This window comes from Streptomyces sp. NPDC058279, from assembly GCF_042881255.1.
Classification (GTDB): Bacteria; Actinomycetota; Actinomycetes; order Streptomycetales; family Streptomycetaceae; genus Streptomyces.
On sequence record NZ_JBHVYA010000004.1, the window covers coordinates 442,622 to 465,459 of the forward strand.

Here is a 22,838-nt window from a genome sequence, read left to right on the forward strand (position 1 = left end):
GCCGGCATCGACGAGAGTCACTCACGGTGCCCGGGTGGCGCCCTTGGGTGAGGTGGAGCGTGGGGGGCGCGGTTCGGCCGGGGTGGCGTGAAGTAGGGGGTCCCGGGCCGAGTTTTGTCGGGCATGGACGCCAATGGTCGAAATGCTCCGGCCAAAGCTGTGCAGGGGGTGGCCGATTGGGGTTAACGATCAATCGCTACAGCTTGGAATCACTCCCTCGCGTCTATTACCGTTCGATAACGCAGCGCGGTCGTCCCAGCCGTCGCAAGAGACGGCGCCGTGCGCGTTCCCGCCCATGAGGAGTGTGCCCCCGTGGCCTCCAACTCGCCTGCCCACGAAGGCACCGACATCCAGGAAACGCCCACCGCCGGCGCCTGGGGCGAGTGGAACCCGACCGAGGACTCGGCCCGGCCGGTGCGCGGCAAGCACCGGGTGCCCAAGCCGCGCGGTGGACTGGCCCGCAGCTCGACCGTGCTCGGCGTCGGCGTCATCGCGGCGGTCGGCGCGGGCGGCATCGCCACCGCCCAGGACCGGCCGCAAACCGCCATATCCCTGCCCTCGTTCCCGGATCTGTCGGGCGGCGGGGGTGCGGACGCGGACACGGGCGCCGGGCACACGGTCGGAGCAGCCGCCGCGGCGCCGGCCGCCCCGGCGGGGGAACAGAGCCAGGGGACGGTCCTCGGGCACGTCGACGCCGGTGAGGCGCTGCGCCACCGGATCCTCCAGCAGGCCGAGTCGCAGCAGGACGCCGCCGAGGGCCGGGCCCGGGCGGATGCCGAGCGGGTGGCGCGCGAAGCCGCCGCCCAAGAGGCCAAGGCACAGCGGGAAGCGGCGCGGAAGGCGGCCGAGGAGGCCCGCGCGGCGGCGGAAGCCCGGACGGCCGCCGAGCAGGAAGCCGCGGAGAACGCGGCCGCCGAGCAGCAGGCGGCGGGCCAAGCGGGGCAGGCGGCAGCGGCCCAGGCAGGGCACGCCGGAGCGGCCCACGCGGCGGAAGCGGGAACGGTCGCGGCGAGGACGGCCGGCGGCTACGCGCTGCCGACCTCCGCGTACACCCTCACCTCCCACTACGGGGACTCCGGTTCCATGTGGTCCTCCGGCCACCACACCGGTCTCGACTTCGCCGCGCCCACCGGTACGCCGGTCAAGGCCGTGGCCGGCGGGACCGTCGTCTCGGCGGGCTGGTCCGGCGCCTACGGCTACCGGATCGTGCTCCGCCTCGATGACGGCACGGAGATCTGGTACTGCCACCTGTCGTCCATGTCGGTGACCTCCGGCGCGGTCGGCGCCGGGGACACCATCGGCCGGGTCGGCGCGACCGGCAACGTCACCGGCGCCCACCTGCACCTGGAAGTACGCCGGGGCGGCGCCACGGTGGACCCGCTGGCATGGCTGACGTCCAAGGGGCTCAACGTCTAGCGTCCGCGGCCCCGGCGGGCGAGGCGTCGGTGTGTGCGGCGTGGCCGTGGGAGGCACCGGTGTCGGGAGTCCCGGCCCGCGCCGGTCGGGGGCCCGGTACGACGACCGGTCGGGCCGGTACCGGGACGGGGTCGAACCACGGCGGCAGGAGTTCCTCCAGCACCGCGGCCCGGGCGAGGGCGGGTCCGGCGGTCGCCCGGCGCAGCCACAGGCCGCGCAGCAACTCCCGCTCGTGCAGCGCGAAGTCCCGCTCCCGGGCCGGGCCGCCGCGGCGGGCGCGGTGGCGTAGCAGGGCCAGGGCGGCGGCGTCCGCCTCGTACAGCGCGACGGCTCTGCCCGCGGCCCGGCCACCGGTACGCCGGGCCAGGGAACGGGCCAGCGACCGGGCCGGCATCGAGGCCAGGGCCGGCACCTCCGCCGGACCGAGCCAACCCGCGGCGGCGTACACCGCCAACTCGGCTCCGACGGCCCGCAGTCGGCGCTGGCGTATCCGCACCGCCAGCAACAGCAGCAACCCGAACGCCGGAACCATCACGCAGCCGTAGACCACGTAGAACCCGTACTCGCCGAACCGGGAGGAGCTGTTCCACAGCGCGTGCAGACACATGGCGGCGGCCAGCCCGAGCAACGGCGGTCCGATCCGGCTCCGCCGGCGCCGGCCCAACGCGGCCATGCCGAAGCCGAGTCCGGTGAGCACCGTGAACAGCGGGTGCGCGAACGGCGACAGCACTATCCGCACGAAGAAGGTCGCCGCCGTGACGGAGTCGAGCACGCCGGTGCCGTCCGCCACGTCCTCGTCGAAGGCGTTGCCCAGATAAAGGATGTTCTCGGTGAAGGCGAAGCCGGTGGCGGTGAACCCGGCGAGGACGAAACCGTCGGCGGGCCCGGCCAGCCTCCGTCTGCGGAACACGAACACCAGCAGCAGGGCCGCCGCTTTGGCGCTCTCCTCGACCACGGGGGCGATCACCACCGAGCCGAGCTGATCGGCGTCGGAGGGGTCGGCGGTGGCCGCGGCTATCCACTGGGTGGCGAAACTGTTGGCCACTATGGCGATCAGCGCCGCGGCGCAGGCCCCCCAGCCGCAGCAGAACAGCAACTGCCGCCAGGGGCCGGGCGCGGCCCGTCCGAGCCACCGGAACGCCGCCATGAGCGGCGGCACCGGCAGCACGGCCAAGCCGAGACCCACGCAGAACCCGGCCGTGCCGGTCTGCTGCCGTACGAGTTCGAGGATCGCGACGCCGGGCGCGGCGAGCAGGACGACGAGCACGCGCGTCCGGACCGGGTCCGACGGACGTGCGAGCACACCTGAGAGCGCTCGATACTCCACGTCATCACCCTAGCGAGCCGGTCTGACACGGGGAGTGACGTTGTCAGTTCTCCGTGCGACGGAAGAGCAAGTCGTGTACCACGTGCCCCTTGTCGAGACCCTGACCCTCGAAGCGGGTGAGGGGACGGAAATCGGGGCGGGGCGCGTAGCCGCCACCGGGCACCGTGTTCTCGAACCGCGGGTGCTCGGTGAGCACTTCCAGCATCTGTTCGGCGTACGGTTCCCAGTCGGTCGCGCAGTGCAGGACCGCGCCCGGAGCCAGCCGGGTGGCGGCCAGGTCGAGGAACTCCGGCTGGATCAGGCGACGTTTGTGGTGGCGGGCCTTGGGCCAGGGGTCCGGGAAGTAGACGCGCAGCCCGGCGAGGGAGTCCGGCGGCAGCATCTCGCGGAGCAGGATGATGGCGTCGCCGTTGGCGACGCGGACGTTGGTCAGCCCGTTCCGCTCGGCGAGGGCGAGGAGGTTGCCCTGGCCGGGGGTGTGCACGTCGGCCGCGAGGATGCCGGTGCCGGGGTCGGCGGCGGCCATCTGGGCGGTGGCCTCGCCCATGCCGAAGCCGATCTCCAGGACGACCGGGAGTCCGTCGAACATCGCCTTGAGGTCGATGACCTCGTGCCCGTCGATGTCCAGGCCCCAGGTGCCCCAGAGCCGCTTGAGGGCTTCGCCCTGCCCCGTGGTCACCCGGCTGCGCCGGGGCTGGAAGCTGCGGATGCGGCGCTCGTGGTGCGAGCCGGCCGGGTCGGGGGCGGGCCCGTCGGGGAAGCGGGGCTCGGTGCGCCACTTCGGGGGCGTGTACGAGGCGGCGCCCTCTGCGGGGGCGCCGGCGCTCGGCGGCTCGGGGTTCAGGGACTCAGACACAATGTGCCGATTCTACGGCCCGGCCCCCCGCCCCCTCCGCGCGGCTGCCCCCGCCCCCCCGGCCGTACGGGGGCAGCCGCGCGGCCGGGCCGGGCGCCCGGGCCGCCCGCGCCGGGAGCGGGGCGGTCCTCGGGAGGAGGGTCCTGCGGCTCGGCAGGGCCGCCGCCGGGGCGGCGGTACAGGCGGGTCGGGCTTCCCGGCAAGGCGGGGTTGCCCGCTTCCGGAGCGGGGCCCCGACGGGCTGCCCCAACGCGGCCCCTCCGGCCCGAGCCCGACGCCCGGGCCGGGGGCGGTACGGGAGACAGGCGGCATCGCCGTTCACTGCGGTCGGCGGGGCCCATGACGGGCGCGCCGCGCGCCGGGTACCGGCCGGGCCGGCCCGCGCCGGGTCAGCCCGCGCCGGGTCAGCCCGCGGCGAGGGACGACAGGGCGCGGCGGGCGATCTCGCGGCCGATCGGCAGCGAGGCCGTCGCCGCCGGTGACGGGGCGTTCAGGACGTGCACCGTGCGCGGTGCCTCCCGGATCAGGAAGTCGTCCACCAGCGTGCCGTCCCGCAGCACGGCCTGCGCCCGCACCCCGGCCCGCGCCGGCACCAGGTCCGCTGCCGAGACCTCGGGCAGCAGCCGCCGCACCGCCTCGGTGAAGGCCCGCTTCGACAGCGAACGCCGGATCTCGCCGGCCCCGTACCGCCAGTGCCGCGCGGCCATCCGCCAGGACCCCGGCCAGGCCAGCTCGTCGGCGAGGTCCCGCGGCGAGGCCGTGCCCCAGCCGTACCCCTCCCGCGCCAGCGCCGGCACCGCGTTCGGCCCGACATGGACCCCGCCCCCGATGCCCCGGGTCAGATGGACCCCGAGGAAGGGGAACGCCGGGTCCGGCACCGGGTAGACCAGCCCGCGCACCAGCGACGGCCGGGCCAGGTCGTAGTACTCGCCGCGGAACGGGACGATCCGCATCCCGGGTTCGTCACCGGCGAGGCGGGCGATCCGGTCGCACTGCAGCCCCGCGCAGTTCACCAGCACCCGGGCGCGCACCACCGTCCCGGCCGTCGTGCGGACCGCCACCCCGGTCGGGCGGCGCGAGATGAGGTCCACCGCCCCGCCGTAGACGATCTCGGCGCCCGAGGACTCCGCCAACTGCGCCGCGACCCGTCCGTAGTCCACGATCCCGGTCGTGCCGACATGGATCGCGGCCAGGCCCCGCACCTCCGGCTCGTACTCCGCGATCTGCGCCGGGCCCAGCTCCCGCACCGGAATGCCGTTCTCCCGGCCCCGTTGGACCAGCGCGTGCAGCCGCGGCAGCTCGTCCCGCTCCGTGGCGACGATGAGCTTCCCGGTCACCTCGTGGGCGATGTCGTGCTCCGCGCAGAACTTGACCATCTCGGCGGCCCCGCGCACCGCGAACCGCGCCTTCAGCGAGCCCGGGCGGTAGTAGATCCCGCTGTGGATCACCCCGCTGTTGCGGCCCGTCTGGTGCCGGGCGGGACCGGCCTCCTTCTCCAGGACGGTCACCCGGGTGCCCGGGGCCAGGCGCGACAAGGCATGCGCTGTCGACAGACCGACGATCCCGCCGCCGATCACCAGCACGTCACAGTCCACGCCCACGCCCATGCCCACGCCGCCGCCCAAGCCGACACCTCCCACCCCTGCATACTGCACCCCGCCACCGACAACGCGGCTACGCGGGTGTCACCAGCAGCGGCCGGGCCCGTTCGCGCAGTTCCGCGACGCGCGGTTCGTCCCCGTACGGCTCCAACCGGTGCAGGAGGTCCCGTACGTACTCGTTCGTCCGGGCCGAGGAGATCCGGCCCGCGACCTCCACCGCCCGGGTGCCCGCCGCGCACGCCGCGTCGAGGTTGCCCGACTCCAGCTCGGCGACCGCGCTCACGACCAGGCGCAGCCCGTGCGAGCGCACGTACTCCTCGGTCGGGCGGGAGAGCGCCTGCTCGGTGAAGCGGCGCACCTGCCTGGGGAGTTTGAGGTCTCGGTAACATTCCGCCGCATCCGCCGCGAAACGGTCGTACGAGTAGAAACCCAGCCAGGTCGGGTCGGGGTCGCCGTCCCGGGCCCGCTCCAGCCAGCCCTCCGCGGCCCGCAACGCGGAACCGGCCGCCGCCGAATCGCCCGCCTTGGCGTGCGCCCGTGCCTCCACGAGCCGGAAGAAGCTCATGGTGCGGGCGGTGGCCAGGCCGCGGTTGCGCTCCACGGCCGCCTGGGCGAGGTCGACGCCCTCGTCGGGGAAGTCCCGGTAGGTGGCCTGGAGGGACATGGAGGCGAGCACGTACCCGCCGAGCGGTACGTCGGCGGCCGCGCGGGCGAGCCGCAGCGCCTGGATGTAATAGCGCTGGGCGGCCTCCTGCTGGCCGGTGTCGAACGCCATCCACCCGGCCAGCCGGGTCAGCTCGGCGGTCGCCCCGAACAGCGCGCGGCCCACCTCGTCCGTATAGGAACCGAGCAGCAGCGGCGCCGCGTCCACCCGCAGGCACTCCGGCACCATCGAGGAACGCCAGTCCCCGCCGCCGTATTTGGAGTCCCAGCGGCGGGCGTCCTCGGCGGCCTCGCGCAACTTCGTCACATCGCTGTGCCCGACGCGCTGCGCGGAGGCGTCCGGGAACCCGCCGCCGCGCGAAGCCGCCGTCCAGGCGCCCCCGACCGCCGCCCCCGAGCCCATCGAGCCCGCCATGGCCCCGCCCGTTGCCGCTTCGACGCCCGGTTCGCGCGGGGCATGCGGGGTACGCGGGCCCTGCCGGGCCGGCGCCGACGACCCGGCCGCCACGACGGGCTCCGCCGTGGGGGTGGGCTCTGCCGAGGGGGTGGGTCCTACCGCCGCGTCCCGCGCCGGTCCCGCACCGCCCGGCTCCCGCGCCACCGAACTGTCGGCAGGCGATATCAGCCAACGCGAAGCGGGCGTCGCGTACGCCGACACGGCGAACGAACCGGCGAGCGACTGCCAGATCCCCCCGCCCCCGCGCCGCCCCGCCAGGTCCAGCCGGTACAGATCGGTGGCCGATCGCACCGCCGCCCCCACGTCGCGCGGGAAGGACAGCCCGACCTCCGGCGCCGGGTCCGCGTCCGCCAGGCCGATCTCGTGCAGCGGCACCGGACGCCCCAACTTCGCGCCGATGGCGGCGGCGATCAGATGGGGCGCCGCGCCCTGCGGCACCATCCCCTTCGACACCCACCGGGCCACGGACGTCTTGTCGTACCGGAGCATCAGGCCGCGCTGCGCGCCGAGGTCGTTCACCCGCCGGGCCAGCCCGGCGTTGCTGATGCCCGCCAGGGCGAGCACGGCGCCGAGCTTCTCATTGGGCTCGCGGAGCTCCCTGGACATGCGCCACCCCTCGTCACACGCGGAACGCAGACGCCGCCGGGGCATAGGCGCCCGGCATTTCGTAAACCCAGCGTAGTTCCCCGCCTCCCAAGCGTTAAGGCCCAGACTTCCGTATGGCGAGATTGTTGTCCGCACGCACAGTCGGGAGGGGGCCCGTGGTCGGGGCGCACGCGTCAGCGCGTGCTCCGGCCGTGGTGCCGTGCGCCCGGCCGTGCGCTCTGGTTGCCCGCCGGGCCCGACGATTCGATGTCCGGTGCGTGGGTCGGCCCGCCGCGCGGATCCCGTGGGACCCGGGTGGGCCGGGGGATGCCGCTGCCTCAATCCCCGCGGGTGGCGGAACGGCACGGGGGGCGGAACGCGCCCCCCGGGCCGCGCCCCGCCGACGGTCCGTACGGGCCGTCGCGGGCCGTCACGGCCCCTCAGTACGGCCGAAGAATGGCCGAAACCGACCTATGGGACGGTGGGAACGGAACGCCAAATACCGTGTGCCGGGGGCGTGTTCGTTTGCATGTGCGCCCCCCGAACCCCTCTCGCACGCCATGTCTCGTGGCAGCATGGACCCCGAGCCACCCGGGGCCCCGGACGGTCGCGCCCGCACGCCGACCGCACTGCCCGTGCCCCGGTCATGTGCCCACAGGCTGGGGAGGCGGCGGCGTTGCGCTGGTTGGTCGGGTGGAGCAGTATCGCCGCGAGCTTCGGCACGGCCGGAAGGGTCTCCGGCCAGGGCGTTTCCGGCCCCGGGTCCGCGTCCGGGTCGGTGTACGGGACCCCGGGCGGATCCCCTTACGGCTCGGCGGCCCACACCTCCACGGCGTACGGCTCCACCGCCGGGACCCCTTACTCGGACACCCCCCGCGGCGGCCTCGCGGACGCCGCCTACCCCGACGACCCGGCCGCCCAGGACGCCGAGCGCACCGTCCACCCCGTCGGGGCCCAACTCCTGTGGGGCGACCCCGACCCGCTCTGGGCCGTCGGCGACTGGCGCCCCGACGAGATCCGCACCATCACCGCCGACCCCGCCGACCCCTTCACCCGGCTCGCCGTCCTCGGCTGCTGCGGCGCCACCGACGCCGAGCTGCGCCGCGCGCTGTACGCCGCCCGGGGCGGGGCACTGCGCCACCTCACCCAGTGGTCCGGCAGCTACACCGCGGTCGTCCAGGCCGGCCGCCGGATCACCGTGCTCGGCGACCTCGCCGGCGCCCGGCCCGTCTTCTACACGCCCTGGGCGGGCGGCACCGCGTACGCGACCGCCGCCCTCCCGCTTGCCGACCTCATCGAGGCGCAGCTCGACATCGGCCATCTCGCGGCCCTCCTGGCCTGCCCCGACAGTCCCGAGGCGCTGGGCGACGGCACACCGTACGTCGGCGTCCGCCGCATCCCGCCCGGCCACACGCTGATCCTGCGCGAGGGCTCCCGGGAGATCACCGGGTACGAGCCGGTCGCCTCCCTCGCCGTCGCCGCACCCGAGAGCGACCCCGAGCGCGCGGTGGAGGGCGTACGGGAAGCTTTGGTCGACGCGGTGCGCGCCCGGCTCACGGCTCCCCGGCATGCTCCCGACACGCCGGCTCCCGACCCCGGACCGGTGCCCGGAATGGGCCCCGCCGACCGGCGCGCGGCCCGCGGCGCCCCCGCCCCGGTGCCCGGAGTCGGCGCCGACCTCTCCGGCGGCAGCGCCTCCGCGACCCTGGCCCTCCTCGCCGCCGGCCTGCCCGGCGTACCCGGGACCCTGCCCGGAACCGGCTCACGGCTCCTCGCCGTCACCTTCAACGACCTCGCCACACCCCGGGGGCGCGAGGCCGAACTGGAACGCGCCCACGCCATCGCGACCGACCCGCGCCTGCACCACGTCGTGGTGGCCGCCGCCGAGGAAGCCCTCCCGTACGCGGAACTCGACGGGCCGCTCACCGACGAACCCGGCCCCTCGCTCGTCTTCGCCGCTCGCGAGCGGCGCCGGCTGGCCGCCGGTTCCGCCGACCACTTCACCGGGCACGGCGCCCGCCAGGTCCTCGACGCGCACCCGGCCCGACTGGCCGACCTCCTGATGGACCGCCGCAGACGCCACCTGCTGCGCCCGGTCGCCGCGCTCGCCCGCACCGCGTCCGGCGACTCCCACTCGCTGCTGGTGCCGCTGACCGTCTACGCCGCCGCCCGCCGGCTCGCCCGTACGTCGTACCGGGCGGGCATGGAGGCCGCCGCCGGCCGGCTCCGCGAAGGGGCGGTCGCGGCGGCCTCCGGCGGGCCGGTGGACGCCTCGCTTGCCGCCCTGACCTGGTCCCGGCCGGGCCCGGCGGCGGGCTGGCTGACCGGCGAAGCCCTGGCGGAAGTATCGATCCGGCTGGCCACCGCCGCGGGCCGGCCACCGCTGTCCCTGCGCCCGGGCGAGGCCCGGGCCCGCGCCGCCCTCACCCGGCACGCCGCCGACCACCGGGTCTTCGAGCAGGCCGTGGAGGTCCGCAGCCAGCGTCTGCACGCCCCGTTCCTGGACAACCAGGTCGTACGCGCCGCGCGCGCCCTGCCGGAGTCCCTGCGGGTGCAGCCGGGTGCCCGGGCCGCGATCCTGCGCAGCGTGCTGTCGGCCTCCGGGGTACGGGAACTCCCGCCGGGTTGGGGCGTGAGCTCCCCCGAGCCGAACGAGACGGCGACCCGCCTGGGGCTGCGCGCCGCCCTGGCCTCCCTGCTGGCCCTGTTCACCGCCCCGTTGCTGGCCGACGCCGGGCTGATCGAGGCCCGGGTGGTGCGCCAGGCCCTGCACGACGCCGCGGACGGCCGGCCGGTCCCGCTGGACGGGCTGGCGGAACTCGTCTCGATGGAACTGTGGCTCCGCCGGCTCCTGGCCCGCCGCGGCACCTGCTGGACGGGCACATCCACCCCCCGCCGCCGTGCCGTCCCCACCGGCCTCCCCACCCGCCGCCCGGCCCTCTCCTGACGGCACCTCCACTGAGGGGGCGTCTGACGGACCAGGGCCGGCCCCGCGCCGGCGGGTACCGCGCCTCGTCGCGTCGCGGGCGGTCGCCCATGTCCGCCGGCCACCTCGCCCAGAGGTGCCCACCGTGCAGTGACTCCCCTGACTCCCCCTCCGCCTTGCGATCCCAGCACCAGCCGACCCGGGCTGCCCGACCCCGTCGATCCGTCGAACACACCCCCTGGCCCGGCCCGCGCCATCTCAGCCTCACCCGGTGCTCGGGGCCCGCCACCCCAGCCTGGCCGGCGTTCGGGGCGCCTTCTCCGACCGCCCGCGTCGGTGGTGCGCCACTCCGTCTCGCCGGTGGTTTTCGGGGCCGCCACTTCACACCTCGCCCTTTCCGGGCGCGGGCGCGGACACGGTATGCAGGGCTCGGAGCCCGCCATTTCAGCCTCGCCGGCGTTTGAGGCGCGGGGTGTGGGGCGGAGCCCCGCCGGGTTCGGCGGAGCCGGGAGCCGCGCAGCGCGACCCCGCCGTACCCGTGTCTCGGTCCCGTACCCGGGCCTCGAACCCGGCAGCGTCCCGGGCGCGCCCGGCAAAAACCACCGCCCAGCCCGGCCCGGGCCACGGCAGAATTGCCCGGTGCAGTACCTCATACTCGGCCCGACCGAGGCACGCGACACCACCGGCGCCCCCGTCCCCGTCGGCGGCGCCCGGCTGCGCGCCCTCCTCACCGCCCTGGCCCTCCGCGCCGGCGCCCCCTCCGCCACCCCGGTGGCCGTCCTCGTCGACGAGGTCTGGGGCGACGACCCGCCCCGGGACGCCCCCGCCGCCCTCCAGGCCCTCGTCTCCCGGCTCCGCCGCGCCCTCGGCTCCCGCGCCGCCGTCCTCGCCGACCCCACCGGTGGCTACCGCCTCGCCGCCACCCCCGACGACATCGACCTCCACCGCTTCACCCGTCTCGCCCGCGAAGGCGCCGCCCTCGCCCGCGAAGCCGCCCGTCATCCCGACCCCGCTGCCGCCACCACCGCCGCCGCGATCCTCCGCTCCGCCCTCGCCCTCTGGCGCGGCCCCGCTCTCGCCGACCTCCCCGAACCCGCCCGCACCACCCACGTCGCCGCCCCCGAGGCCCTCCGCACGGCCGCCCTCCGCGAGCGGATCGCCGCCGACCTCGCCGCCGCCGACGTAGCCCTCGCCGACCCGACCGCCGGCGTCCCCGCCCCGGCCACGCTCCTGCCGGAGCTGGAGGCGCTGATCCACGACAGCCCGTACGACGAACCCCTCCACGCCCTCCGCCTCCGCACCCTGCGCGCCGCCGGTCGCCCCGCCGACGCCCTCGCCGCCTACGAGGACGCCCGCCACGCCCTCGCCGACGGCCTCGGCACCGACCCCGGCCCGGAACTGCGCGCCCTGCACGCCGAACTCCTGCGCCCACACCCGCCCGAGCCACGCCCCACCACCGGCAACCTCCGCCCCCGCCTCACCTCCTTCGTCGGCCGCGAGCCCGAACTCGCCGCGCTCCACACCGACCTGGCCGAGCACCGCCTCGTCACCCTCACCGGACCCGGCGGTTCCGGAAAGACCCGCCTCGCCGAGCACGCCGCCGCCGCCCACCCCGAACCCGGCTGGCTCGTCGAACTCGCCCGCCTCGACCACCCCGCCGCCGTACCCGGCGCCGTCCTCAGCGCCCTCGGCCTGCGCGAGAACACCCTGGTGGCCCACGGCGGGAGCGCCGCCTCCGCCGATCCCGCCGCCCTCCTCGTGGAGCACTGCGCGGACCGCCGCATGCTCCTGGTACTCGACAACTGCGAGCACGTCATCGACGCCGCCGCCGAACTCGCCGACCGGCTCCTCGCCCACTGCCCCGGCCTGCGCGTCCTCGCCACCAGCCGCGAACCCCTCGGCGTCCCCGGCGAGGTCCTGCGCCCCCTCGAACCCCTGCCGCCGGCGCCGGCGCACCGCCTCTTCACCGACCGCGCGACCGCCGCCCGCCCCGGCTTCGACCCCGCCGACGACCCGGCCGCCGTCACCGAGATCTGTGCCCGCCTCGACGGTCTCCCGCTCGCCATCGAACTCGCCGCCGCCCGCCTGCGCCTGCTCACCCCGCGCCAGATCGCCGACCGCCTCGACGACCGCTTCCGCCTCCTGACCGGCGGCAGCCGCACCCTGCTGCCCCGCCAACAGACCCTGCGCGCCGTCGTCGACTGGTCCTGGGACCTCCTCACCCCACCCGAACGCACCGTCCTGCGCCGGCTGTCCGTGTTCTCCGGCGGCTGCGACCTCGCCGCCGCCGAGGCCGTCTGCGCCGAGCCCGGCCTGGACGTGGCCGACACCCTCGGCTCCCTGGTCGACAAGTCCCTCGTCCTCGCCGAACCAGGACCCGAACCCTCCGACGGCATGCGCTACCGGCTGCTCGAAACCATCCGCGAGTACGCCGCCGAACGCGCCCGCGCCCACCCCTGCGACGCCGAGACCACCGCCCACCGCCACACCGCCCGCTTCCTCGCACTCGCCGAAGAAGCCGAACCGCTCCTGCGCTCCGCCGCGCAACTCCCCTGGACCCGGCGGATCGAGACCGAACTCGACAACCTGCGCGCCGCCCTCGAACACGCCGTGAGTACCGAGGACGCCGCGACCGCCGAGCGCCTCGTCTTCGCCCTCGGCTGGTTCTGGTGGCTGCGCCACTACCGTGCCGAAGGCGCCGAATGGGCCGCCCGAGTCCTCGCCCTCACCTCCGACGCCGCCGCCCCCGAGGACTCACCCGCGTACCGCGCCCGCGTCCGCCTCGACCTCCTCCACCTGTTCCTGACCGCCCAGGCGAGCCCCGCCGAAGCCTTCCACCGCCCCGAGTACGCCGACCGCGCCGCCCGCATCATCCGCGCCCTGCGCCACGGCGGACCCGAAAGCGCCCGGTTCCCCGGCATGCTCTGGCCCATCGCGGCCCACCTCAACGGCCCCACCCCCGAGTTCCTGCGCGACCTCGACGCGAGCGTGGGGAACTGCCGTCGCCACGGCGCCGACTGGGAACTGGGCGTCGTCCTCATGTTCCGGACCCACTTCGCCATCGACACCACCGGCGGCCTGCCCGGCGTCGAAGCCGACCTCGCCGAACTCCACGCGATCGCCCGGCGCGTCGGCGACCGCTGGACCCGCTCCCAAGTGGCCAGCGCGACGGCGGAGTACGCCCTCTCCCGCGGCCAGTACGCCTCCGCGCGCACCGCGTACGAGGAATGCCTGCGCCTCGCGCGTGAGGTCGGCGCGGACAGCGAAGCCCCCTTCGCCCTCACCCGGCTCGCGGAATGCGACTTCTGCTCCGGTGACTTCGAGAACGCCGAACGCGTGCTGGCCGAAGCCGAGCACGAAGCCGAACGGTACGGAGGCATGCACGAGGTACGGGCCTACATCCAGCTCCTCACCGCCCTGATCGCCCTCTTCCGCGGCCGGGAGGACGACGCACGGGCCCGGATCGACCTCGCCCGCGCCGAAGCCGGAAAGGTCGCGGCGCCCCCGCAGCTCACCACCGGACTCGACAACGTGGACGCCATCCTGACCGCCCGCGAGCACGGCCCGGCCGCCGGACTGGAGCGCATCGGGCCGGCCTTCGACGCGGCCGTCACCGCCCACTGCGCCGAACGCGTCCTGGCCTCGCTCGCCGAGACCGCGGCCGGCCTGCTCGCCTCGGCCGGACGCCACGCCGAATCCGTACGGGTCCTCGCGGCGGCCACCGCTTGGCGCGGGGGCCATCCCCGGTCGGTCCCGGAATCCGCCGCCCTGGACGCGCTCCCGGGCCGGAACCTCGCCGCACTCGGCCCGGCCCGCTACGCCGAGGAGGAAGCGGTCGGCGCCGCGCTCGCCCCGCCCGAGGTCGTGGGGCTGCTCAGCCGCCGCAGCTGACGACCGCGTCGGCCCAGCTCGCGAGCGCCGGCAGCCGCCCCGCACCGGCCCGCTCCACCACCAGCCGCAGCGTCGAGGTCCCGGCCAGGGACACGTCGACCCCGACCGGGGCGTCGTCGTACCCGAGGGCGCGGGACTGCCACAGCCGCCGGCCGTCCCCGTAGACGGAGAACCGCACCTCGCCGTCGGTCAGCACGGACAGGCCGTCCACCCCGACCCGCGCGGAGAAGCCGCGGCACTGTCGATTGAGGCTGATCTCCACCGAGGAACGGGAGTCGACGGTGATCCCCTGCCCGAACCGCCGGCCGCCGACCACCAACCCCCAGCGCTGCCACACCCAGCTGCTGCGCCACGTCTCCAACTCGGGACCGGCGTGCTCCCCGTACACGGAGTGCCCCAGCCGGGCCAGCGGGAACCCCTGCGGCGGCTTCGGCGCGGGCTTCGGGGGCCGGGGCGCGGCCGGAGACGCGGAAGGCGACGGCGTGGGCGACGGCGAGGGGGGAACCGGCCGTCCGGCCACCGGCTTCCGCGCCGGCGCCCCCGCACTCGGCCGCAGCGGTACGGGTACCTCCGCCACCGGCGACTTCGCCACCGGCGGCGCGGACTCCGGCGCGGGCGGCGTGGCGGACCGGGGTAGCGGCCGCACGGGTGCCACCACCCCCGGCACCGGCTCGGCCTGCTGTTCGACATCGTTCCCGGTCAGGGCGAACACCACCCCGGCGGCGGCGGCGACCGCGAGCCCGGCGGCGATGGCGGCCTTGGCGGGCATCCCCAGCCCCTCGGACACCACCGCCCCCCCGGCCCCCGCCCCCGCCCCTCCCGCAGCCCCGGTGGCCCCCGCAGCCCCGGTCGCCCCCGCGGCACCCGCTCCCGCCGTCGAACCTCCGGCCGCCGCGGCGGCGGCACCGGCCCCGCCGGCGGCGAACGCCCCGCCCGCCACCACACCCGCCGCCTTCGCCGCGTACCCGGCGGCGAACCACCCGATGACCGCGACCGGCAGCAGCGCGGGAATCCCCGCGTTGACGTCCTTCAGCTCCCGCGCGGCCAGCCGGCACTTCGCGCACTCCTCCAAGTGCTTGCGCAGCCCCCGCTCCGCCCGCAGCCGCAGTCCGCCCCGCGCGTACGCGCCCAGCCGGTCCGCGTACCGGGCGCAGTCGCCGCCCTCGCTCAGCGCCGAGCTCACATGCGCCTGGAGGTACGCCTGCTTGAGCCCCTCACGCGCCCGGCCGGCCAGTACCGCCGTCGCGTTGGCGCTCAACCCGAACAGCGGCGCGATCGCGCTCGGGGTGGACTCCTCCACAGTGGTGTGCCAGAGCACGGCCTGCCAGCGCTCGGGCAGGCTGCGGAACGCCTGCATCGCCAGCGACCGCTCGGCCTCGTGCATGGCCCGCACGTCGGCGCCCAGTTCCAGCGTGTCGTCCCCCGCCAGGCCGCCCAGCCCGCCGCCGCCCTCCGTACCGGCGACCGCCTGCTCGGCGAACACCGCGAAGTCCTCGACCAGATGCTCCCGCCTGGCCGTCTTGGCCCAGGACGCGGCGACCCGCCGCACGGTCGTCAGCAGGTAGGCCCGCACCGAGTGGTCCGGCCCGGCCCCGCCCCGAACCGCCTGCAGCGTCCGTGCGAACACCTCGGCGGTCAGGTCGTCGGCGGTGTGCGCGTCCCGGCAGCAGGTGCGGGCGTAGCGCCGTACGGCATCGGCGTGCCGGCGGAACAGCTCCCCGTAGGCGCTGTCGTTCCCGCCGCGCATCCGCGCGACCAAGTCGGCGTCTGAGGGCGGCAGTTCGCCGCCGGAGCCGCCTGCGGCGTGCCGGCCGGCGGGATCGCGCTGCGTCGGTACCTGCCGGGCGGGCAACCGGCCCGCCTCGGCCTCGTCCCCGGCGTCACCGAGTGACTCGCCCCGCCCGTCAACGCTCATCGCGGAAGCCTCCGCACGCCACACTCAACCGGTACACCGGCCCAGCGTGGCACACGGTACGGGCGCCCCGGGCAGCTCCGCGCACCATCCACTCATCCGGGGACGATCCGGCCGAGCACCGTACGCGTCCCCACCCGTTCGAGTGGCCGACCTCCGAGCGCAGGCCCTCCCGAACCGCTCAGCCCAGCCGTCGGTCCAGGCGGACCCACCCACCCGGCAGGCCGTGCCCACCGGCGGACCGCCCGCCCGGACGGCTCCGCTCACGCGGGCCGCCGACTCGCACCGCCCGCCGATGGCAGACCGCATACCGGACGGCCCCCGCCCAGGGCAGGCCGCATCGCGCACCGCCACCGCAGGACCGGCCCCGACCTCACGCCGTCACGCCGTTCGCGAGCGCAGCCCCTCCAGCAGGATGTCGAGCAGTCGCGAGGAGGCGGCGGCTTGGTGCGCCGGGTCCGGAAGCGCCGGAGCGGCGGTCGCTATCACCAGCAGCACATCGGCCACCGTGACATCGGTGCGCAGTTCGCCCGCCTCCCGGGCCCGGTCCACGAGCCGGCCCACGACCTCCAGCAGCGCACCCGCCCCGGAGTCCTCGGCCGGCTCCTCCTGGGAGCGCGAGCCGACGACACGCAGGTCCGGAGCGCCCGTCACGACGGCCTGACGCTGGTGCGGAACGCGGACGGCCTCCGCCTCCTCGACGCCGTCCTCCTCCGCCGCGCCGACCCGCAGCACCTGCGGCGGCAGCAACCGCCCCGCTCCCGACGCCACCGAGGTCCGCAGGAAGCGGGAGAGGGCCTGCCACGGCTCCTCCTCCTGCCCCAGCGCGGCCTTCGCCTGGTCGGTCAGTCGGGCGGTCTCCTCCTCGGCTATCCGCCGGACCAGCACGTCCTTGCTCGGGAAACGCCGGTACACGGTGCCGACCCCGACCCGGGCCCGCCGCGCCACGTCTTCCATCGGCGCCCCGTAGCCCAGCTCGCCGAACACCTCGCGCGCCGCGCGCAGGACGTGTTCGAGGTTGCGCTGGGCGTCGACGCGCAGCGGCGTGGAACGTCCCACGCCGTGAGTGGTCGCGCCGGTCATCACGCGGCCGCTGTCAGCGGACAGAGCGGTCGCAGAGCCATGGAAATCGGACATGTTCATATGTATCCCCCGGTAATCATTTGTCTCCCCCCGGAGACACTCCCCGCCTTCGTGTCGAGGTGGGCCACGGTCAGTGGGCCCCGGTCCTGCTCCTCGACGGGATACGAACATAGTTGAGCCAGAGTCAATTCAGAAGAGGCAGCCCCGGACGGAGCACCGCCCGATCGGAGCAGCCACCCCCACTTTTCCGGCAGAAGCCCCCGGAATCACCCTCTCCGCACCCCCTGACCTGCGGCGCTTCACCCGTATCCAGTCCCTGAGACGACCCCGTCCCACCCCTCTCCCCGGTCACACAATTTGCCCAGCCTGTGGACAAACTCCCAGCCACGTTGCGTCATGGGATGGTGAAGGCTGCTAACTCCCCGGGCACGGCACCCGGCACTCCGCCCCGCGCGCGCATCCTCGTCATCGGCGGCGGGTACGTCGGCATGTACACGGCCCTGCGGCTCCAACGGAAGCTGAGACCGGACGAAGCCGAGGTCACGGTGGTCACCCCGGACCCCTACATGACGTACCAGCCCTTCCTCCCCGAGGCCGCTGCCGGAGCCATCTCCCCGCGCCACGTCGTCGTCCCGCTGCGCCGCGTCCTCGACAAGTGCCGCATCGTCATCGGCGAGGCCGAGCACATCGACCACGCCAAGCGCACCGCGACCGTCTCCACCCTCGCCACCGCCGACGAGGGAACCGGCCCGATGCGGATCGAGTACGACGAACTCGTCCTCGCGCCCGGCTCCATCTCCCGCGCGCTCCCCATCCCGGGACTCGCCGACTACGGCATCGGCTTCAAGAGCGTCGAAGAGGCCATCGGCCTGCGCAACCACGTCATCGAACAGATGGACATCGCCTCCTCCACCCGCGATCCCGCGATCCGCGACGCCGCCCTCACCTTCCTCTTCGTCGGCGGCGGCTACGCCGGCGTCGAGGCGCTCGGCGAACTGGAGGACATGGCCCGTTACGCGGCCCGGTACTACCACAACATCAAGCCCGAGGACATGAAGTGGGTGCTGGTCGAGGCCAGCGACCGGATCCTGCCCGAAGTCGGCCCCGAGATGGGCGTCTACACCGTCCGCGAACTACGCAGACGCAACATCGACGTCCGCCTCGAAACGCGCCTCGAATCCTGCGAGAACCGCGTCGCCGTCCTCAGCGACGGCTCCCGCTTCCCCACCCGGACCGTCGTGTGGACCGCCGGCGTCAAACCGCACCCGATCCTCGCCGCCACCGACCTGCCCAAGAACGAGCGCGGCCGCCTCGCCTGCACCGCCTTCCTCACCGTCGAAGGCGTCGAACACGCCTGGGCCGCCGGCGACGCGGCCGCCGTCCCCGACATCACCGCGGCCGAACGCGGCCGCGAATGCGCCCCCAACGCCCAGCACGCCGTCCGCCAGGCCAAGGCCCTCGCCGACAACCTCATCGCCGCGCTGCGCGGTGAGGTCCTCACCGAGTACGCACACAAGTACGTCGGCTCCGTCGCCTCCCTCGGCCTCCACAAGGGCGTCGCCCACGTCTACGGCCGCAAGCTCAAGGGCTATCCCGCCTGGTTCATGCACCGCGCCTACCACCTCAGCCGCGTCCCCACCTTCAACCGCAAAATGCGCGTGCTCGCCGAATGGACCCTCTCCGGCCTGTTCAAACGCGAGATCGTCTCCCTCGGCTCCCTGGAGCACCCCCGCGCGGAATTCGAACTCGCCGCAGGTGGCACCCCCAAAGCCGGGCCCAAAGCCCCGCCCGCGGCCCCACCGACGGCCCCGCCCGCCGCGCCGCCCACACCCCCGCCCGGCCCTGCCGCCAACCCCCCGAAGGACAAGGGGGACTGACGCTGTCAGTGCGCTCCGCCACACTGGACGTGTGACCATAGGTGGGCTCACACCTGCACAGAGTCACACCGTCCAGCGCTCGACCCTGGGGGCAGCTCCCGGCCGTTGCTGGGGCAGACACAGCGACCACTTGCGACACCACGAGGCTTGAACGCAGTGAACTTCACGCGCTGGAGCGCACGGTTCCCCGGAACGCAGCGCCGCGCCGCCGCCCGGACCGACCACGCCGCCGCCCAGGCCAAACGGGGTGAGGGCTCGGTCCCGGCGGCCCGCGGCGCGACCACCGCCGCCCCGCCACCGCCCCCGGACGGCGTCCCCGCCGACCCCACCGTCCGCGGCACCGGCACGGGACCCCTCACCGCCGTGCCGTCCCTCGACGAACTCTCCGCCCGGGAAGTCCTCGGCCTGCTCCCCGCCCTCGTCGCGCTCGTCCACGGGCCGGAACACCGCGTCGCCTACGTCAACGACGCCTACACCGCCGGCTTCGGCACCCGCACCACCGGCGCCCCCGCCCACCTGGCCCTCCCCGAACTCGGCGAACTCGGCCTGCTCCCGCTCCTCGACCAGGTCCAGCGCAGCGGCAAGCCCCGTACCGCCAAGAACCGCTCCGCACCCGGCGGCGCCAACTCGTACACCGTCACCTGCACGCCCGTCGCCTTCCCGAAGGCGGGCGACGAAGGCCAACCCGACCCCCACCACACCGGTGTCCTGGTCCACCTCGCCGACGTCACCGACCACGCCGAGGCCGCCGAACGCCTGCGCGCCAGCGAGCGACGCCAGCGCGAGGCCGCCGTCACCCTCCAGCGCTCCCTCCTCCCGCAAGAACTGGAACAGCCCGACGACCTGCGCATCGCCGCCACCTACCAGCCCGGCGGCACCGAAGCCGCCGTCGGCGGCGACTGGTACGACGTCATCACCCTCGGCGCCGGCCGCACCGCCCTCGTCATCGGCGACGTCATGGGCCGCGGCGTCCGCGCCGCAGCCGTCATGGGCCAACTGCGCACCGCCGTCCGCGCCTACGCCCGACTCGACCTGCCGCCCCACGAGGTGCTCCAACTCCTCGACGGCCTCGCCGCCGAGATCGACGCCAGCCAGATCGCCACCTGCGTCTACGCCGTCCACGACCCCAACGAGGGCCTGCTCGCCTACGCCTCCGCCGGCCACCTCCCCATCCTGGTCCGCGACGAGAACGGCACCGTCCGCCGCGCCGCCGACCCCACCGGCCCGCCGCTCGGCACCGGCGGCTGGCTCCACACCTCCGGCACCATCGCCCTCGGTCCCGGCTCCACCGCCGTCCTCTACACCGACGGCCTCGTCGAACGCCGCGGCGAGGACATCGACGAAGGCGTCGCCGCCCTGGAACGCGCCCTCTCCGGCGCCCAAGGCACCCCGGCCGTCATCTGCGACCGCCTGATGCGCGCCCTGGGCGTGGACGCCGACCACGACGACGACGTCGCCGTCATGGTCCTCCAGCAGCCCGCCCGCACCGGCGCCGACGCCGAGCTCTTCCACAACGCGGCCCTGGAACTCCTCGGCGGAGTCGAGGCCGCCCCGCGCGCCCGCGCCTTCGCGCAGGGCGTCCTCGCCTCCTGGCGCTTCCCGGTCGAACTGTGCGACCTCGGGGTGCTGGCCGCGAGCGAACTCGTGGCGAACTCCCTCCAGCACGGAACCCCGCCCATGCGCCTGCGGCTGCGCCGTACCGACCGCCGGCTGATCGTCGAGGTCACCGACGGCGACGACCACCTCCCGCGCCGCCGCCGCGCCGAACCGGGTGACGAGACCGGCCGGGGCATCTCCATCGTCGCGACCATCGCCTCCAGCTGGGGCACGCGCCGCACCCCGGGCGGCGGCAAGGCCGTCTGGTGCGAATTCGCCCTGCCGGACAAGTAGCGCGACACCCGACGCGGACACACCAAGGGCCCGGTCCCCACGGACCGGGCCCTTCTCCCCACGCGTACGGACTACGCGGCCACGCGCTCCGGCACCGGTGCGGCGACCGGCTGCGCCGCCGCCACCTTGGCCCGCGACGGGTTGTCCTGCACCGGAGTCAGCTGCTTGCCGATCCGCAGCGCCAGCCACGCGATCCCGAGCGAGACGGCGATGAAGACTCCGATGTAGAGCATCGGCACGCCCGCGCCCAGCGGTACGCCGAGCGGCCCGAGCGCCAGCGCCAGCTGCTTGACCAGCGCGAACGCCGAGTTGTACTGACCCACGGAACCCTCCGGCGCCAAATCCGCCACCAGCGGCGCCAGCGTCGGCGACAGCATCGCCTCGCCGATGCCGAAGAGCGCGTACGTCGTGACGAACGCACCGGCGGCCATCAGCGCACTGCCGTGCCCCAGCCCGGAGAACCCGGCGATGACCCAGGCGACGGTCCAGATCAGACCGACCAACGCGATGACCCGGGAACGCCGGCGCTTCTCGACCAGTTTCAGTACGACGAACTGCGCGACGACGATCGCCCCGGTGTTGGCGGCGAGCCCGAACCCCAGGGTCGACGGGGAGATACCCGCGGCCTCGGTCCCGAAGGCGGCCAGCCCGGACTCGAACTGCCCGTAGCAGGCGAAGAAGATCACGAAGCCCAGCACCAGCAGCTTCACCATGGCCTGGTGCCGCAGCATCCGGTGCCGGCCGCCGCCGGCCCCCGGGTCCTTCGGCACGGCGTCCTTGATGCGTGGCGCGTGCGGCATCCGCACGGTGGCGATGACGCCGGCCAGCACCAGGAACATCACGGCCTCGATGCCGAAGAGCAGGGTGAAGCTGCCCGGGCGGTCGACGTCCACGATCTGACCGCCGATGAGGCCGCCGATGCCCAGCCCCAGGTTCTGCATGAAGAACTGGAGGGCGAAGGCGCGGGTCCGGGTGGACGGGGTGGAACACCACACGATCATCGTGGCCAGCGCCGGCTGCATCACGGCCTGCCCGGCGCCGAGCGCCAGAGCGGACAGCAGGATCGGTACGACGCCGGTGGACAGCCCCAGCGACAGCGCGCCCGCCGACGCCGCCACAGCGGCACCCATCACGACCGGGACCGGACCACGCTGGTCGATGACGCGACCGGTGAAGGGCAGCGCGATCAGAGCCCCCAGAGCGAACGCCACGAACGCGCTCGTGGCCGCCATGGAGCCAAGACCTCGCACCTGCGCCACATAGATGTAGAGGAACGGAACCGTGAAGCCGATGCCGAACGCGGTCAACGCGTTGCCGGCCTGGATCCGCCGCATCGCAGCGCCCATCACCTTGGTCACTTCTCACCCGCCTCGATAACTGAAGCCTCAAGACTTCATGCCTAAAGTTCGATGCTTAACTCTACACATCGAAGGAGTTAGACGCCAACGAGCTCATGCGATACTTCGGGACATGGGTGAAACCGACGGCACGACCCCCGTCCACGAGCCGAGCCTCGACGAGCAGATCGCCGTCTACCAGCGCGAGTTCCAGGACCTCGACCCCCAGGTCGAGAAGGTGGTCTCGGCACTGAGCCGACTGAACCGCCGCATGAACGTCGCGTACGGACGCCAGACCGCGGCCCTGGGCATCAGCAACGCGGAGTGGGAGGTCCTCAAGGCCCTCGTCATCTCCGGAGCCCCCTACCGGATGGGCCCGAGCGAACTCGCGAAGCAGCTGGGCCTGACCCCGGCGGCGATGACCCACCGGATCGACCGCATGACGGCGGAGGGACTCGTCACCCGCGAGCGGGACGAGTCGAACCGCGTCCGGGTGATCGTGGAGCTGACGGACGAGGGCCGCAGCAAGTGGCTCGACGCGATGCGCGCCGCCACGGTCTTCGAGGAGGACCTGCTCCAGGACCTCTCCACGGCGGAGCGGGGCGTCCTGGGCGACATGCTCACCCGGCTGCTGGACCGCGTGGAGGACCTCCAGGCCCGGGGTTGACACACGCTCCACAGATCCGTAAGGTTCTTCGAGTTGTCCCAGAACCGGAAGGTTTTGGCGACGGCACATCCCGCCGCCTCGTTGCGGCACCCAACTCAGCACGATCTCCCACTGGGAACGATTTCGGCATGCCCGAATTGAATTCCCGAAGGCCGATTATGAATCGCCGGGGAAATCCACTAGAGTTCTGGGAGTCGGAAGGGCCCAACAGCCCGGAAGACAAACCCCGCTGACCGGGGGTCAGGCCCGAAAGAGTCTGATAGAGTCGGAAACGCAAGAACAAAACGAAGAACAAAGGAAGCGCCCGGAGGAAAACCCGCGAGGGTGAGTACGAAGGAAGCGTCCGTTCC

General features: G+C 74.6%; 13 protein-coding genes. 6 read left to right on the forward strand and 7 right to left on the reverse strand.

Going from position 1 to position 22,838, the window contains the following annotated elements:
• Positions 1-312: 312 nt before the first annotated feature.
• On the forward strand, positions 313-1,416 hold the full coding sequence (locus tag ACFVXJ_RS11855; protein ID WP_389661551.1) for a M23 family metallopeptidase: 1,104 nt from the start codon (positions 313-315) through the stop codon (positions 1,414-1,416).
• On the opposite strand, the gene ACFVXJ_RS11860 is transcribed toward ACFVXJ_RS11855, so the two are convergent.
• The 4 genes from ACFVXJ_RS11860 to ACFVXJ_RS11875 form a co-directional block, all read right to left on the reverse strand.
• On the reverse strand, positions 1,406-2,743 hold the full coding sequence (locus ACFVXJ_RS11860; RefSeq protein WP_389661552.1) for a PrsW family intramembrane metalloprotease: 1,338 nt from the start codon (positions 2,741-2,743) through the stop codon (positions 1,406-1,408). The genes ACFVXJ_RS11855 and ACFVXJ_RS11860 overlap by 11 nt on opposite strands.
• A gap of 43 nt (positions 2,744-2,786) precedes the next feature.
• The gene (gene trmB / locus ACFVXJ_RS11865; protein ID WP_389661553.1) at positions 2,787-3,599 is read right to left on the reverse strand and encodes a tRNA (guanosine(46)-N7)-methyltransferase TrmB; all 813 of its coding nucleotides are present in this window, start codon (positions 3,597-3,599) and stop codon (positions 2,787-2,789) included.
• A 404-nt stretch (positions 3,600-4,003) separates the two neighbouring features.
• Positions 4,004-5,206, reverse strand: a complete 1,203-nt coding sequence (gene lhgO / locus ACFVXJ_RS11870; protein ID WP_389661578.1) for an L-2-hydroxyglutarate oxidase — start codon at positions 5,204-5,206, stop codon at positions 4,004-4,006.
• A gap of 67 nt (positions 5,207-5,273) precedes the next feature.
• On the reverse strand, positions 5,274-6,926 hold the full coding sequence (locus ACFVXJ_RS11875; protein ID WP_389661554.1) for a sporulation protein: 1,653 nt from the start codon (positions 6,924-6,926) through the stop codon (positions 5,274-5,276).
• Positions 6,927-7,581: 655 nt separating this feature from the next.
• Here ACFVXJ_RS11875 and ACFVXJ_RS11880 point away from each other — a divergent pair.
• Positions 7,582-9,852, forward strand: coding sequence for an asparagine synthase-related protein (locus tag ACFVXJ_RS11880; RefSeq protein ID WP_389661555.1), 2,271 nt, complete (start codon positions 7,582-7,584; stop codon positions 9,850-9,852).
• Positions 9,853-10,470: 618 nt separating this feature from the next.
• Complete coding sequence (locus tag ACFVXJ_RS11885; RefSeq protein WP_389661556.1) at positions 10,471-13,722, forward strand: ATP-binding protein; 3,252 nt, start codon at positions 10,471-10,473, stop codon at positions 13,720-13,722.
• On the opposite strand, the gene ACFVXJ_RS11890 is transcribed toward ACFVXJ_RS11885, so the two are convergent.
• Positions 13,706-15,637, reverse strand: a complete 1,932-nt coding sequence (locus ACFVXJ_RS11890) for a sigma-70 family RNA polymerase sigma factor (protein WP_389661557.1) — start codon at positions 15,635-15,637, stop codon at positions 13,706-13,708. The genes ACFVXJ_RS11885 and ACFVXJ_RS11890 overlap by 17 nt on opposite strands.
• A 378-nt stretch (positions 15,638-16,015) precedes the next feature.
• Positions 16,016-16,777: a TetR/AcrR family transcriptional regulator gene (locus ACFVXJ_RS11895; RefSeq protein ID WP_389661558.1), complete on the reverse strand. Its 762-nt coding sequence runs from the start codon at positions 16,775-16,777 to the stop codon at positions 16,016-16,018.
• Positions 16,778-17,118: 341 nt separating this feature from the next.
• On the opposite strand from ACFVXJ_RS11895, the gene ACFVXJ_RS11900 reads away from it, so the two are divergent.
• Together ACFVXJ_RS11900 and ACFVXJ_RS11905 are read left to right on the forward strand one after the other, a co-directional pair.
• The gene (locus ACFVXJ_RS11900; RefSeq protein WP_389661559.1) at positions 17,119-18,594 is read left to right on the forward strand and encodes an NAD(P)/FAD-dependent oxidoreductase; all 1,476 of its coding nucleotides are present in this window, start codon (positions 17,119-17,121) and stop codon (positions 18,592-18,594) included.
• Positions 18,595-18,750: 156 nt separating this feature from the next.
• Entirely contained in the window at positions 18,751-20,484 is a 1,734-nt protein-coding gene (locus ACFVXJ_RS11905; protein ID WP_389661579.1) for a SpoIIE family protein phosphatase, read from the forward strand.
• Positions 20,485-20,555: 71 nt separating this feature from the next.
• Here the strand turns inward: ACFVXJ_RS11905 and ACFVXJ_RS11910 are convergent, their stop codons facing one another.
• The gene (locus ACFVXJ_RS11910) at positions 20,556-21,830 is read right to left on the reverse strand and encodes an MFS transporter (RefSeq protein ID WP_389661560.1); all 1,275 of its coding nucleotides are present in this window, start codon (positions 21,828-21,830) and stop codon (positions 20,556-20,558) included.
• 124 nt (positions 21,831-21,954) lie between these two features.
• Here ACFVXJ_RS11910 and ACFVXJ_RS11915 point away from each other — a divergent pair, with 124 nt between their 5' ends.
• The gene (locus ACFVXJ_RS11915; RefSeq protein ID WP_136210625.1) at positions 21,955-22,488 is read left to right on the forward strand and encodes a MarR family winged helix-turn-helix transcriptional regulator; all 534 of its coding nucleotides are present in this window, start codon (positions 21,955-21,957) and stop codon (positions 22,486-22,488) included.
• The last annotated feature ends 350 nt before the right edge of the window (positions 22,489-22,838 follow it).